At 73.0% G+C, this 14713-nt stretch carries 11 protein-coding genes; 9 read left to right on the top strand and 2 right to left on the bottom strand.

The window, feature by feature from the left end:
- Position 1: 1 nt before the first annotated feature.
- The 3 genes from ACGFH8_RS03170 to malQ all read left to right on the top strand — a co-directional run bounded on the left by ACGFH8_RS03170 (position 2) and on the right by malQ (position 4489).
- Positions 2-838, top strand: coding sequence for a carbohydrate ABC transporter permease (locus tag ACGFH8_RS03170; protein ID WP_357248472.1), 837 nt, complete (start codon positions 2-4; stop codon positions 836-838).
- Between the two features lie 10 nt (positions 839-848).
- Positions 849-2057 carry an ABC transporter ATP-binding protein gene (locus tag ACGFH8_RS03165; protein WP_393362603.1) on the top strand — a complete coding sequence of 403 codons (1209 nt, stop codon included), beginning with the start codon at positions 849-851 and terminating at the stop codon, positions 2055-2057.
- Positions 2058-2272: 215 nt separating this feature from the next.
- On the top strand, positions 2273-4489 hold the full coding sequence (malQ, locus tag ACGFH8_RS03160; protein WP_393362600.1) for a 4-alpha-glucanotransferase: 2217 nt from the start codon (positions 2273-2275) through the stop codon (positions 4487-4489).
- Positions 4490-4610: 121 nt separating this feature from the next.
- Here malQ and ACGFH8_RS03155 read toward each other — a convergent pair whose 3' ends face one another.
- Positions 4611-5720 (bottom strand): winged helix DNA-binding domain-containing protein, encoded by a 1110-nt coding sequence (locus ACGFH8_RS03155; protein WP_393362597.1) that lies wholly within the window; start codon positions 5718-5720, stop codon positions 4611-4613.
- Between the two features lie 137 nt (positions 5721-5857).
- On the opposite strand from ACGFH8_RS03155, the gene ACGFH8_RS03150 reads away from it, so the two are divergent.
- The 4 genes from ACGFH8_RS03150 to wrbA all read left to right on the top strand — a co-directional run bounded on the left by ACGFH8_RS03150 (position 5858) and on the right by wrbA (position 8450).
- Positions 5858-6250 (top strand): hypothetical protein, encoded by a 393-nt coding sequence (locus ACGFH8_RS03150; protein WP_393362594.1) that lies wholly within the window; start codon positions 5858-5860, stop codon positions 6248-6250.
- 180 nt (positions 6251-6430) lie between these two features.
- Positions 6431-7189 carry a HipA family kinase gene (locus ACGFH8_RS03145; RefSeq protein ID WP_393362591.1) on the top strand — a complete coding sequence of 253 codons (759 nt, stop codon included), beginning with the start codon at positions 6431-6433 and terminating at the stop codon, positions 7187-7189.
- Positions 7186-7554, top strand: a complete 369-nt coding sequence (locus ACGFH8_RS03140; RefSeq protein WP_393362588.1) for a DUF3037 domain-containing protein — start codon at positions 7186-7188, stop codon at positions 7552-7554. Before ACGFH8_RS03145 ends, ACGFH8_RS03140 begins: the two co-directional genes overlap by 4 nt.
- Positions 7555-7832: 278 nt before the next feature.
- Positions 7833-8450, top strand: a complete 618-nt coding sequence (wrbA, locus tag ACGFH8_RS03135; RefSeq protein WP_393362585.1) for an NAD(P)H:quinone oxidoreductase — start codon at positions 7833-7835, stop codon at positions 8448-8450.
- Between the two features lie 87 nt (positions 8451-8537).
- On the opposite strand, the gene ACGFH8_RS03130 is transcribed toward wrbA, so the two are convergent.
- A complete protein-coding gene (locus ACGFH8_RS03130) occupies positions 8538-10457 on the bottom strand; it encodes an anthranilate synthase family protein (protein ID WP_393362583.1) in 1920 nt (639 codons plus the stop codon).
- Between the two features lie 208 nt (positions 10458-10665).
- Here ACGFH8_RS03130 and ACGFH8_RS03125 point away from each other — a divergent pair, with 208 nt between their 5' ends.
- Together ACGFH8_RS03125 and ACGFH8_RS03120 are read left to right on the top strand one after the other, a co-directional pair.
- Positions 10666-12078, top strand: coding sequence for an FGGY family carbohydrate kinase (locus ACGFH8_RS03125; RefSeq protein ID WP_393362581.1), 1413 nt, complete (start codon positions 10666-10668; stop codon positions 12076-12078).
- A 99-nt stretch (positions 12079-12177) separates the two neighbouring features.
- Positions 12178-14709 carry a nitrate- and nitrite sensing domain-containing protein gene (locus tag ACGFH8_RS03120; RefSeq protein ID WP_393362578.1) on the top strand — a complete coding sequence of 844 codons (2532 nt, stop codon included), beginning with the start codon at positions 12178-12180 and terminating at the stop codon, positions 14707-14709.
- The last annotated feature ends 4 nt before the right edge of the window (positions 14710-14713 follow it).

Here is a 14713-nt window from a genome sequence, read left to right as displayed (position 1 = left end):
CATGGCTGTCGAAACCACCACCCGGGCCAAACTGCGCTGGGGGCTGCTGGACGTCGTCGTGGTCGTCTTCGCGCTCGTCCCGGTGCTGTGGATCGCGTCGCTGTCGTTCAAGACACCGGCCACCCTCACCGACGGAAACTTCATTCCGCGGGAGTGGACACTGGACAACTACAAGACGATCTTCGACACCGACCAGTTCGTCCGGGCACTCGTCAACTCGATCGGCATCGCCCTGATCGCCACGCTGATCGCGGTGGTGCTCGGCGCGATGGCCGCGTACGCCATCAGTCGGCTGGACTTCCCCGGCAAGAAGGTGCTCGTCGGTGTGTCCCTGCTGATCGCGATGTTCCCGCAGGTGTCGCTGGTGTCACCGCTGTTCGAGATCGAGCGGACGATCGGCATCTTCGACACCTGGCTCGGGCTGATCACCCCGTACATCACCTTCGCGCTGCCGCTGGCGATCTACACGCTGTCGGCGTTCTTCAAGCAGATCCCCTGGGACCTGGAGAAGGCCGCCAAGATGGACGGCGCCACGCAGGCCCAGGCGTTCCGCCGGGTGATCGCCCCGCTGGCCGCCCCCGGGCTGTTCACCACGGCGATCCTGGTGTTCATCTTCTGCTGGAACGACTTCCTGTTCGCCATCTCGCTGACGTCCACCGAGCGGTCCCGCACGGTGCCGGCGGCACTGTCGTTCTTCACCGGCGCGTCGCAGTTCGAGGACCCCACCGGGGCGATCTGCGCCGCCGCCGTCGTGATCACCGTACCGATCATCCTGTTCGTCCTCTTCTTCCAGCGCCGCATCGTGTCCGGCCTGACCTCCGGCGCAGTCAAGGGATAGGTGAGTAGTCATGGCTGACATCGTGCTCGACAAGGTGAGCAAGAGTTTCCCGGACGGGACCGTCGCCGTGCAGGACGTCGACCTGGAGATCGCCGACGGCGAGTTCGTGATCCTGGTCGGCCCCTCGGGCTGCGGAAAGTCCACCACCCTCAACATGATCGCCGGCCTGGAGGACATCAGCTCCGGCGAGCTGCGCATCGGCGGCCAGCGGGTGAACGACAAGGCCCCCCGGGACCGGGACATCGCGATGGTCTTCCAGTCGTACGCCCTGTACCCGAACATGACCGTGCGGGAGAACATGGCGTTCCCGCTGCGGCTGGCGAAGCTGGACAAGGAGACCATCAACTCCAAGGTCGACGAGGCGGCCAAGGTGCTGGAGTTGACCACCCTGCTGGACCGCAAGCCCGCCAACCTCTCCGGAGGGCAGCGGCAGCGCGTCGCGATGGGTCGGGCGATCGTCCGCCAGCCCAAGGCGTTCCTGATGGACGAGCCGCTGTCCAACCTCGACGCCAAACTGCGCGTGCAGATGCGTACGGTGGTGTCCCGGTTGCAGAAGCAGCTCGGCACGACCACCGTCTACGTCACCCACGACCAGACCGAGGCGATGACCCTCGGCGACCGGGTGGTGATCATGCGCGGCGGCGCGGTGCAGCAGGTCGGCCCACCCCAGGAGCTCTATGACCACCCGCGCAACCTCTTCGTGGCCGGCTTCATCGGCTCACCGTCGATGAACTTCCTGCACGCCGCCGTACAGGACGGCAGCCTGCACACCGCGCTGGGTGACGTGCCGCTCGGCGACCGCGTCCGCCGTGAGCTGGAGGCGGCCGACGCACCCCGGGAGCTGATCCTCGGCATCCGCCCCGAGCACTTCGAGGACGCCGAACTTGTCGACGACGACACCCGCCGCCGGGGCATGGAGTTCGAGGCGCCCGTCGACATCGTCGAGTCGATGGGCTCCGACAAGTACGTCTACTTTACCGTGGAGGGCGAGAAGGCCAGCGCCGCCGAGCTGGAGGAGTTGGCCGCCGACGCCGGTGCCGCCGACTTCGCCGGCGCCGGCGGCAACCTGGTGACCCGGCTGTCCGCGGAGTCACCGGCGGCCGAGGGACAGTCACGCCGGGTCTGGTTCAACCTGGAGAAGATCCACCTGTTCGACCCGGCCACCGGCCGCAACCTGACCCTGCACGAGGGGCGGGCCTCCGGCGCGCTCGCCGACTGACAACGCCACATCCCGTCGATCTTGCACTTTCTGTCGCCGATATAGGGCGGATTACGCCCATCTGCCGGGACAGAGAGTGCAAGATCGACGGGCGCGGGGCGCGGGGCGCGGGGCGCGGGGCGCGGGGCGCGGGGCGCGGGGCGCGGGTCTGTTCTGCGGGTTGGGGTTGGTCGTGGCAAGGTGGTCGGAGGTCGCGTCGTGAGGCGGGGGGCGGGATGGACCGACAACTGGCCGCGCTGGCGAAGGCGCACGGGGTGTCCACCTGGTACGAGGACTGGCGGCACCGTCGCGTCGAGGTCGCACCGGAGACAGTGGTGGGCGTGCTCGGCCTGCTCGATGTGGACGCCACCAGCCCGGCGGCCATCGCCGACGGTCTCGCCGCCGCTCGCGCGGTCGACCGGAGTGCGTTGCCGGAGACGGTCGTGCTCACCCACGGCGCCACCCGGGCGCTGCCCGGCCCCGGGGTGGTGATCCTGGAGGACGGCGGCCGGCGCGCGGTCGACAGCGAGCTGCCCGGAGATCTGCCGCTGGGCTGGCACCGGCTGGCCTGCGCCGGCCGCGAGGTGACGCTTGTGGTGGTGCCCCGCCGGCTGCCCGCGCCGCCGCGCACCTGGGGTTGGCTGCTCCAGCTCTACGCGCTCACCTCGGACCGCTCGTGGGGCATGGGCGACCTCGGCGACCTCGCCGATTTCACCGGCTGGGCCGGTGCCACGGGTGCGGGTCTGGTGCTGCTCAACCCGCTGCACGCGGTCGGGCCCGCGCACCCGGTCGCCGCCTCGCCCTACTCGCCCGCCAGTCGACGCTTCGTCAACCCGCTCTACCTGCGAGTGAGCGACACCGCCGCGTTCCGGGCGGCGGACCCGGCGACCCGGGCCGTGGTCGACGCCCTGCGCCCCGACCGTGGTGACCTGATCGACTACGACGAGGTGTGGACGGCCAAGCGGCACGCCCTGGAGCTACTGCACCCGTACGCCCAGCCGGTCGACCTCGCCGCGGACCCGGCGCTGGCGAGCTTCGCCACCTGGTGCGCCCTGGCCGAGCGGCACGGCAACGACTGGCGGGCCTGGCCGGCGGAGCTGCACCACCCGGACGCCCCGGCGGTCGCCGAGCAGCGCCGCCAGCTCGCCGACCGGGTGGCCTTCCACGCATGGCTGCAACACCTCTGCGACGAGCAGCTCGACGCCGTCACAGCGGCGGCGCGCGCGGCCGGGATGCCGGTCGGCGTGGTGCACGACCTGGCCGTCGGCATCGACCCGGGCGGCGCCGACGGCTGGCAGCTCGCCGACGTGCTGGCCCAGGGCGTGCGGGTCGGGGCCCCGCCCGACGACTTCAACCAGCTCGGCCAGGACTGGGGGCTCGCCGCCTGGCGCCCGGACCGGCTGGCCGCGACCGGCTATGCGGCGTACCGGGACATGCTGCGCCGGACCCTGCGGCACGCGGGCGGCCTGCGGGTCGACCACGTCGCCGGCCTGTGGCGGCTGTGGTGGGTGCCGCCGGCTGGTGGGGCCGCCGAGGGCACCTACGTCCGGTACGACGCCGAGGCGATGCTCGGCATCCTCGCGCTGGAGGCGCAGCGGGCCGGCGCGGTCGTGGTCGGTGAGGATCTCGGCACCGTCCAACCCGCGGTGACCCGAGGGCTGCGCGGGCGCAACATGCTCGGCTCGACGGTGCTGTGGTTCGCGCGCGACGCCGAGGGTGACTTCATCCCACCGGCCCGGTGGCCGCGCAACGCTCTCGCCACGATCTCCACCCACGACCTGCCGACCGCGCCGGGCTTCCTGACCGGGGAGCACGTGCGGGTACGCGACGACCTGAAGCTGCTCGACACCGACGTGGCGGTGGAGCGGGCCCGCGCCGTCGCCGACCGGGAGCGCCTGCTCGCGATGCTGCGGGCCGAGAGCCTGCTGTCCGATGCGGCGCTGTCCGATAAGGCGCTGCCCGGTCCGGCGCTGTCCGATAAGGCGCTGCCCGGTCCGGCGCTGTCCGATACGGCGGTGCCCGGTCCGGCCGCGACACCCGATGCGGCGCTGCCCGACCCGGCGCTGCCCGACCCACCCGCGACACCCGACCCGGTATTGCCCGACCCGGCCGCGACACCCGATCCGGCGCTGGGCCGGCAGGCCGCGACATCACACGACGGCGAGGTGGTGGTGGCGATGCACGCCGCGCTCGCGGCGAGTCCGGCCCGGCTGCTCGGCGTCTCCCTCTACGACGTGCTGGGCGAGGTGCGCCAGCCAAACCTGCCGGGCACGGTCGACGAATATCCGAACTGGCGGTTGCCACTGCCGGCCACCGTGGCGCAGATCCGCGCCGACCCCCGCGTGGCCCGGGTCGTCCACCTGCTCAACACGGCGCGCCCACGATCGGGTGACGCGCGACCGGCACGCCCACGATCGGGTGACACCCGGCCGGCGCGCCCGACCGAGGACTGACGCTCAACCCGGCCGGACCGGGCCGGGCCGAACCCACCCGGCCGAGCCGAGCCGGAACCAACCGGCCGGACCAGGCCGGGCTAACCGGCCGGACTGGGTGGGCCGGCCCGCTGCCCGTCGCTCAGCCTGGCCAGTCGAAGCGGGGCGGCAGACCGAGGTAGTCGGCGTACCGCTGTAGTGCCTGCTCGACGCGGGTCCGCTCGTCGGCGGGCATCGCGGTGAGGGGCTGGATCGTGATGGTGACCGCGGCCCGACCCACCTTGCGCTTCCACACGCCCACGACCCGGCCGGCGCGGACCACGGTGGCCTGGAAGATGCCGTTGTTGCCCGGCACCACGGCGGCCTGGTGCGCCGGGTCGAGCATCAGTGTGCGGTCGCGGTAGCCGAGCAGGTACTCGTCGAAGCCGGGCAGCACCAGCACGTCGTCCAGTGCGCCGTGCGGTGCGTCGGCCAGCGCCGCGTCGACGTACATCGGCTCGCCGTCGACCTGGACCGGGCTCAGCAGGTCGCCGGCGGCGGCCAGCCCGCGCCGGGCGTCGGTCAAGGTGAGGCCGGTCCAGCCGGCGAACTCGCGGTCGGTGACCGGCCCGTGCCCCCGGACGTAGCGGTGGGCGAGCAGGGCCAGCGCCTCGTCCCGTTCCAGCCGACATTGCGCGGGGGCCCACTCGTCGAGCAGGGCGAAGGTCTGGTCGGTGCCGACGTTGGGTGCCACACAGGTCACCCCGCGCACGCTGGCGAACCAGAGCAGGTGGTAGCCGCGCTGACCGTCGGTGCCCAGCCCGGCGTCGCGCAGGGTGGCCAGGCACTCCGCGCGGGTGAGCCGGCCGCCGCCGGCCAACGCGGCGCCGAGGACGTCCACCGCCCGATCAGCGTCGGCCTCGGTCAGCCCGAGTTGTGCCCGGCGGGTCGCCGCGCCGGCAAGCGAGCGAACGCCGGTCAGCTCCAGCATCCAGCGGGCGTCGGCTGGCGGGACGAGGTGCACGGTGCCCCGCATCGGCCAGGTGCGGAGCGCCTCGCGCCGTTCCAGGGCCGCCTGCACGTCCAGGACGGTCCGGCCGGGCAGCCGCGCGCCCAGTGACCACAGCCCGCTGGCCAGGTCCTGTGCCTGCATCGCGCCGAACCACTCGACGACGTCGGCGACACCGGCGGGTCGGGTGCTCGGATGCGGGCGCAGCAGCAGGCTGGTCATCCGCAGCGCCAACGCGTCGGCCGCGCTGAGGTCGACAGGCATCGGGCGGTCCTCTCGTCGCTGGACGACCAGCCTAGAGCCGGCCACCGACACCGCCGCGGATCGGAGGCGTAACGGTGGTGGTAGGGGGAAAGCGGCTCGCCGGAAGTGCGCGCGCCGCGCGTACGGAAGGGACTCTCATGACTGCCGCAAGCGAGCCGGTACGGGGTGCCGGCGCACCGGCCGGATCCCGGAGCCATCGAGGGGACGCCCGCGCGAAGACGAGCGCCGCCGCGACCTTCGCCCTGGTGTTCGGGGTGGCCGGTTTCTTCAGCGTGTTGACGGCGATCCTCTTCTGGTTGGGGTTGGTGCTCGGCATCATCGGGATCATCCTCGGCATCATCGGTCTCCGGATGGCGCGCCGACCCGGGGTCACCGGCCGTGGCGTGTCGATCGGCGGCCTGGTGTTGAGCATCCTGGCCGTGCTGATCGGCCTCGGACTGGCCGCGGGTATCTCCACGTTCGTCAACAACGAGAACGCGGTGGACCGGCTCCAGACCCAGGTCGACAAGCTGCGCGACAAGCTCGACTGACACCTGCCACTCGGCGGACCCGAGCCGCGACGAGCAAACTCGTTCCTCGGGCGGTGGTACCACGCTCGGTAGCGTGCCGGGCGCGGTTCCACCGTGCGCCCAGAGCGAAGGGTGGCGGACACCGGCCGGGTCGGCGGCACACGTGCCGGTCGCGGCCGGGACCCCAGTAGGGTGGGCGGCGTGCTCCGCCAGGTCACCGCGATCCGCTACGTCACCCCGCTGCGCGAGGGTGGGTCGCTGCCGGGCGTGGTGGAGGCCGACGACCTGGGCACGTACGTGGCGAAGTTCCGCGGCGCCGGGCAGGGGCCCAAGGCGCTGATCGCCGAGGTGATCTGCGGTGAGCTGGCCCGCCGTCTGGAGCTGCGGGTGCCCCCGCTGGTCGTGCTCGACATCGACCCGGTGATCGGGCGGGCCGAGCCCGACCAGGAGGTGCAGGAGCTGCTGCGCAACAGCGGCGGGGCCAACCTGGGGATGGACTTCCTGCCCGGGGCGCTGGGCTTCGACCCGCTCGCGCACCCCGTCGACCCGGTGCTGGCCTCCCGGGTGCTCTGGTTCGACGCGTACGTGGAGAACGTCGACAGGAGTTGGCGCAACCCCAACCTGCTGGTCTGGCACCGGGAGTTGTGGCTGATCGACCACGGGGCCGCGCTGTACTTCCACCACAACTGGCCGCGAGCCGGGGCGGCCGTGCACCGTGCCTACCGAGCTGACGACCACGTGCTCGCCCCGTACGCCTCCCGGCTGGCCGACGCCGACGCCGAGCTGGCCCCCCGGATCACCCCGGAGCTGCTCGGTGAGGTGTTGGCGCTGGTGCCGGGGGAGTGGCTGACCGCCGCCGACTTCGAGACGGCCGAGGCCGCTCGTGCCGCGTACCTGGACCACCTGTCCCGCCGGGTCGCCCGCACCGCCGACTGGCTGCCGCAGGGGAGCGTCGCATGAGGCAGCCCTTCGAGTACGCGCTGATCCGGCTGGTGCCGCGCATCGAGCGCGGCGAGCAGATAAACGTCGGGGTGTTGCTCTACTGCCAACAGCGTGACTTCCTGGCGGCGCGTACGCACCTGGACGCCGACCGGGTCCGCGCGCTGGCGCCGGACGTCGATCTGCCGGCGGTGGCCGCGGTGCTCTCCTCCTGGGACCGGACCTGCTCCGGTGACGGGCCGGCGACCCGGATGCGACTCGGTGAGCGGTTCCACTGGCTGGCCGCTCCGCGGAGCACGATGATCCAGACCGGGCCCGTGCACACCGGGCTCACCGCCGATCCGGCGGCCGAGTTGGAACGGCTGATGGCGGCCCTGGTCCGCTGAGCGGCGGCACCCGCGACACCCCTGATCGCGCTGCGCCAGCTCCGTTGCTGGCGGAGCGCGATCCCCCGTTCAGGTGCTCGGTGCGGGGCGACGGTTGGTTCCCGCCGGCACCGGTGACATCAGGATCGCCGTCCGTAGGGGCCGTGGGGCCGAAACAGTCGGGAAGTTGCGGAAAATTTGAGCCGGCGGTCCGGAACAGGGTCCGTGGACCCTGCCGTTAGAGGTCGCGCCCACCGGGTAGTCGCGGGAGCTGACCCGAGACGAGAAGGGGACATCTGATGGCTGCCCAGACCAAGGTAGCGGTGATCTACTACAGCGCCACCAGCATCACGTACCAGATGGCGCAGGCCGTCTGCGAGGCCGCCGGAGACGCGGGCGCCGACGTGCGCCTGCGCAAGGTCCGCGAGCTGGCGCCGGACGAGGCGATCCGCTCCAACTCCGGCTGGCAGGCACACCATCTGGAGACCCAGGACGTGCCCGAGGCGATGGTCGACGACCTGGCCTGGGCCGACGTGGTGATCATGGGTGCTCCGACCCGGTACGGCATGATCGCGGCCCAGTTGAAGCAGTTCATCGACACCACGGGTCCGCTGTGGGCACAGGGTGCGCTGGCCAACAAGGTCTACGCCGCCTTCACCTCGACGGCGACCGCGCACGGCGGGCAGGAGACCACGCTGACCTCGCTGTTCAACGTCTTCTACCACTGGGGTGGCGTCGTGGTCGCCCCCGGTTACACCGACACCAGCCAGTTCATCGCCGGCAACCCGTACGGCGCCTCGCACACGAGCAACAACGGGGAGATCGCCCCGGACGCCGTGGCGCTCGGGGCCTGCGCGCTCACCGCCCGACGTGCGGTGCTGCTCGGGACCGCGCTGAAGGCGGGCATGGCCGGCTGACGACGGCGGACGACCGGTGGCGCGGGCGGGGGCTCTCGGCCCGTCCACGCCACCGGTCGGCTTCAGCCGTACCCGGCGACGGGACGGCTATGCGCGCCCGCCCGTGGCGGACAGCTCGTCGGCGCGCGGTGCCGGCAGCAGATCGGTCAGCAGCTCGGTCAGCACCGCGAGCCCGTCCGGGCTGAGCACCGACTCCGGGTGGAACTGCACCCCGGCGAAGCCGCGCCCCCGCAGGGCGTGCACCGCGCCGTCGCCCGCGTCGCGGGCCAGCTCCACCGGCCCGTACGCGCCGGTCACCCGGTCCGCGTCCGCGCGTGCCGTGAACGTCGAGTAGAACCCCACCCGGCGGGTCCGGCCGAACAGCGACACCTCCCGCTGCGTGCCCTGGTAGGGCGCCTCCCGGCGGTGCAGGGCCAGCCCCAGCAGCCCGGCCAGCACCTGATGGCCGAGGCAGACCGCGAGGGTGGGCCGCCCGGTCGCCAGCAGCTCGGTCAGCAGCTCCCGCAGCGCCACCATCTTCGGCTCGTCCCGGCTGCCCGGGTCGCCCGGCCCGGGACCGACCACCACCAGGTCGTACCCGTCGACGGGGCCTCCCGCGTGCCACGGCCGCAGGCTCACCGCGAGGCCCAGCGCGCCCAGTTGGTGGGCCAGCATCGCGGTGAAGGTGTCCTCGGCGTCCACGATCAACACCTGGCGGCCGACCAGACCGGGCAACCCGGCCGCGTTCGGTGCACGCTGGTCCAGCCAGAACCGCGCCAGTGGCGCGTTGCGCGCGGCCAGCGCGTCGCGTACCTCCGGGTCGTCGGCCAGCCGCGCGACCGGGCCGGCGCCGCCGGACGCCGCCGGCCCGAGACCGAGCGCGGCCAGCACGCCGGCGGCCTTGGCGTGCGTCTCCGCGACCTCGCCGGCCGCCGTCGAGTGCCGGACCAGGGTGGCGCCCACCGGCACCCGCAGGTGCCCGGCGGGGGAGATCTCGGCGGTCCGGATCAGGATCGGCGCGTCGAGCGTCTGCCGACCGGCCTCGTCGTGGCCGAGCAGCGCCAGCACACCCGCGTAGTAGCTCCGGCCGCGGCCCTCGTGTCGGGCGATCACCCGGCAGGCGTTCTCCATCGGGCTGCCGGTCACCGTCGGGGCGAACATCGTCTCGCGCAACACCTCCCGGACGTCGCGGGTGCCCCGCCCGGCCAGCAGGTACTCGGTGTGCGCCAGGTGCGACATCTCCTTCAGGTACGGGCCGATCACCTGACCGCCGTCCTCGGCGACGGTGGCCATCATCTTCAGTTCCTCGTCGAGCACCATGTACAGCTCCTCGACCTCTTTCGGGTCGGCGAGGAAGCGCAGCAGCGCCGCCCGGTCCGGGATACCACCGCCGGACCGGAAGGTGCCGCTGATCGGGTTCATCATGACCAGCCCGTCGTCGACGCTCACGTGCCGTTCCGGGCTGGCCCCGACGAGCGTCCGGGTGCCGGTGTGCACGACGAACGTCCAGTACGCGCCGCGTTCGGCGACCAGCAACCGGCGTAGCGCGGCCAGCGCGGCCACCAGCGGTCGGCCCTGCACGGTGGCGTGCAGGGTGCGGTGGATGACGAAGTTCGCGCCCTCGCCGCGGCCGATCTCCTCGGTGAGCACCCGCTGCACCGTCTCGGCGTACTCCTCGTCGGTGACGTCGAAGGCGGCGTCGGTGGTGCGGACCGGTTCGTCGGGCAGCGTGGCCAGGGCGTCGGCCAGCGCGATCCGCCGATGCTCGCGGACCCGGAGGCACTCCAGCGGAGCGCCGTCGTCGACGCAGGCGAAGCCGCGTTCGGTGATCTGGCGGTACGGCACCAGGGCCAGCGTCCGCGCCCCGGGCGTGCCCGGCGGCAGCGGGATGTCGGCCAGACGCTCGACGGTGTCGACGGGGCCGGTGAACAACTCCAGCTCGTCCGCGCCGTCGCGGCGCAGCAGCGCGAAGGGGCCCGGGTCGACGCCGCTGGTCACGGCGGTGAGCAGGTCGGTCAGGTGGGTCATCGAGGTCTCCGTGGGGCCGGGCGCCGCCGGTCGCGGCGGCCATCCGGGCCGGGGAGAACCGGCGGCCGCCTCGATGGCGGCCGCGTGGATGAAGCTACGCGCGGAGGGTGGCCGCCGGGTCGGCGGGCCACCAGCAGGTCGGATGCGCGAGCATGTGATCCACCCTACGCGCCCGGCGCCCGCCTGGCACCGGGTAACTTGACCGGCGATGAACATTCTCGCGCTCGATCTGGGTACCTCCTCGGTACGCGGGCTCGTGCTGGACTCCGACAGCCGTCCATTGCCCGGTGCCCTGGCCCGGCGCAAGGTCGACCTCGCCATCGGCGACGACGGCACCGGCACGCTGTCCGGCCCCGGCTACCTCGCCTGTCTGATCGAGTGCCTCGACGAGTTGGCCGACGCGAGGCACCTGCACGAGGTGGACCTGGTGGCGATCTCCGCCCAGTGGCACTCGGTGCTGCCGCTCGACCGCGACGGCGCCCCGATCGGCCCGGTGGTCACCTGGCTGGACACCCGGCCCGCGCCGGTCGGCGGCACGGCCGGACCCGCCGACCCGGACGGCTTCCACCAGCGCACCGGCTGCTGGTGGCACCGCTCGTACTGGTCGATGCGGTTGCCCTGGCTGCGCGAGCAGTCCGGCAGCCCGATCGCCCGGTTCGTCGGCCTGCCCGAGTACGTGCTCGGCGAGTTGCTCGACGACGCGCCCATGTCGGTGTCCCAGGCCTCCGGGACCGGCCTGCTGGACCTGCGCACCCTGCGCTGGGACGAGGAGGCGCTGACCCTGGCCGGCGCACGGCCAGGGGACCTGCCGGCCCTCGGCGGGTTGGACTGGCACGGCCGGCTCCGGGCCGACCTGGCCCGCCGGTGGCCGCAGCTGGCGCAGGCCCGCTGGTCACCGCCGGTGGGCGACGGTGGGGCGTCGAACGTCGGCTCGGGCTGCGTCGATCCGAGCCGGGCCGCGGTCACCGTGGGCACCTCCGCGGCCGTACGGCTGATGCAGCGGATCCCGGCCGGCGAACCGATGCCCCGGCTCCCCGAGCGTCTGTGGCGCTACCGGGTCGACCACGACCACGTGGTCACCGGCGCGGCGTACGCCTGCGGCGGCAACCTGTTCGCCTGGGCGAACCGGGAGCTGCGGTTGCCGCAGGGCGCCGAGCTGGACGCGGCGCTGGCGCTGGTGCCGGTGGGCGGTGGCCGACCGGCCGACCCCCGCTTCGGTGGCGACCGGCCGCCCGGCCTGCTGCCGGCGGGCAGCGGACAGCTCCGCGACCTGAGCTTCAGCACCACCTCGGTGGACATCCTGGCCGGGCTGATGCAGGGGCTGTGTGAGCTGGTCGCCGAGGATCTCGCGGTGCTGGAGTCCACGATCGACAAACCGGTGGGTGTGGTGCTGGGCGGGGGCGCGGTGGCCGCCTCGGTGTGGTGGCGGCAGGCCTTCGCCGCCGCGCTGGCGCCGCGCCCGGTGTCGCACCAGCGCAACCCGGAGATCGGTGCCACCGGCGCGGCGCTCGTGGCGTTGGGTCGGTTCGGAGACGCGATCGGGCTCGCCGACATCGGCCGGACGGACGAGCTGGTCTTGCCGACCACGGCAGGACGTTCCCACCCGCAGTATCCTTCCTGAACCTCCGCGTCGCCCGGGCCGTTGACAGAGCTCCCGAGCCTGGTTGGATGGACTGCGCTCCCCGGACCGCGGTGGACGCGGTAGGACCGAGGAGGCAGGGTGGCGGTGGGTTCCGGCCCGGCGAACGGCACGGTGTCGAACCACCGCCGACGCCGCTTCGACGTCCGAGTCGTACCGCATCGACGGCGGTCGCCGTTCCGGCTGCGGGACTGGCGGATGAGCACGAAGCTCGCGACCGTGCTGATGGTGCCGTCGATGGCGTTCCTGGTGCTCGCCGGGGTGCAGACCAGCGCGCTTGTGGGGCGGACGACGGCGTTGAACGACTTCTCCCGCCAGGTCGGCATCGGCCGGCAGATCACCGCCGCGGTGCACCAGCTCCAGCAGGAGCGCGACCGCTCGGCGGGGGAGTTGGGTGACCGGCGCGGGGGCGGCGACCGGGACGACACGGTGACCAACCTGAAGCCGTTGCAGACGGCGACCGACCGGGCGATCGGGGACCTGCGTCGGGCCGCCGAGCCGCTCGCGGACGCCGACGCGTCCTGGCGGGTCGCCTTCTCCGAGGCGATGGAGGCGTACGACCAGGTTGTCGACATCCGGGCGGCGATCGCGCCGGCGGTGCTCAGCAGCGAGACGATCCTGAGCAACTACCACCGGGCGGTCGGCGCGATGCTCGACCTGCTGGCCGAGCCGAACCCCGGTCAGGACCAGCCCGCGTTGAACAACGCGGTCCTGCGCTACGTGCAGCTCGCCCGGGTCAAGGAGCTGTCCTCCCGGCTCCGCGCCCAGCTCTACGCCGCCTCCCGCGCGGGCGGGTACGGCACCGAGGACCGGGTGCTCCTCGCGGATCTGCGCGGCCAACAGTTGACCGCGCTCGGCGCGTTCCGGGTGGCCGCGACCGACGACCAGATCCGCCGCTACGACCAGACCACCGTGACTCCGGAGTTCGTGGTCGCCACGCGGCTGGAGGAACGCAGCCTGCCGGCCAGCGACGCGGCGCCGAAGGTGCTGCCGTCGGAGCAGTGGTGGGCGGCCAGCCAGCAGCGCCAGGACCTGTTGCGCCAGCTTGAGGCGGGGGTGCTTGACGACGCGGTCCGGCAGGCCGACGACGCCAGCAGCGGTCAGCTACGGGCCACCCTGCTCGTCGTCGGCGGAGTCGTGGTGGTCCTGCTGGTGGCCCTGCTGATCTCGTTGCTGATCGGGCGGTCGGTGGCCCGTTCGATGCGGTTGCTGCGGAGTCAGGCGTTGCGGATCGCGCAGGTCGAGCTGCCGGAGGCGCTGGACCGGCTGAAGACCGTCACCGGTGGGGTGCCCGGCATCGACGTCGCGCCGGCGGTGGTCCGTTCGCTCGACGAGATCGGCGAGCTGGCGGAGGCGTTCGTGGCGGTGCACCGCAGCGCCGTCACCGTCGCCGTCGAGCAGGCGCTCATGCGGCGCAACGTCAACGCGATGTTCGTCAACCTCGCCCGCCGCAGCCAGGTGCTCGTGGAACGGCAACTGGAGCTGCTGGACGACCTGGAGCGTGAGGAGAGCGACCCGGACCAGTTGGAGAACCTGTTCAAGCTCGACCACCTGGCCGCCCGCATGCGCCGCAACGACGAGAGTCTGCTGGTGCTCGCCGGCACCGATTCGACGCGGCGGTGGAACCGGCCGGTCGGCATCGGTTCGATGCTGCTGGCCGCCGCCGCGGAGATCGAGCAGTACCAGCGGGTCCGCATCGAGTCGGTGGCCGACGTGTATGTGGTCGGGCACGCCGTCGGCGAGCTGGTGCACCTGTTGGCCGAGTTGTTGGAGAACGCCACGGCCTTCTCCCGCCCGGACACCCTCGTGGTGGTGACCGCCAAGGTCGAGGCCACGACCACCCTGATCGAGATAGTCGACAGTGGTCTCGGCATGAGCACGACCGCCTTGGCCGAGGCGAACGCGGTGCTGGCCAGTCCGCCGGCCGCGGATGTGGCGGCGGTGGAGCGGATGGGTCTGTTCGTGGTCAGCCACCTGGCGGCCCGGCTGGGCGTCTCGGTGCGCCTGCACGGGGGCCAGGACGGCCTGGTGGCTCGGCTCGTGCTGCCCGCCACGCTGTTGGCGCCGGCGGGCGCGGTGGAGCTGGATTCGCCCGCGCCGGCCCGGATGCTGGCGACGAGCGCCGCGCGGGGAATGGCCGCGCCGTCCGGGGGTGCCCGGGAGGCAGATGCGTCGGGGCCGGGCTTCGACGCCAGGGAGCTGCCGGTGGCCGGCCGGCGGCCGGGAGTGGCCGTGCCGCGTCCGGCCCGTCCGGTGCGCTCCGCGGATGTGTTGGCCCCGGCCGCCGCACCCGGTGGCGGCGCGGGCTGGTGGTCGCGGCAGGGTCCGTCCGCGCCGGCGGTGCCCGTGGCGGCGATGCCGCCGGCCGTTCCGGTGACCGCCGGCACGAACGAGCGGGGGCTGCCGGTGCGGGTGCCGATGGCGCAGTTGAGCGCGGTCACCCGTACGGCGCAACCGACCTCGACGCCGAACCGCGTCGACCTGGACCCGGAAGCGGTCGGCGGCATGCTGTCCCGGCTCTACAGCGGGGTGCGGCGTGCCGAGGCCGAGGACACCACCGAGATACCCGTGCCACCGTCCGGGGGGCACGACGAAGGGGGACGACGACAGTGACGAC

It is taken from the genome of Micromonospora sp. NPDC049175, from assembly GCF_043197345.1.
GTDB lineage: Bacteria > Actinomycetota > Actinomycetes > Mycobacteriales > Micromonosporaceae > Micromonospora.
Note: the sequence above shows the minus strand (reverse complement) of the source record. Positions and strands in the feature narration are given on the sequence as shown.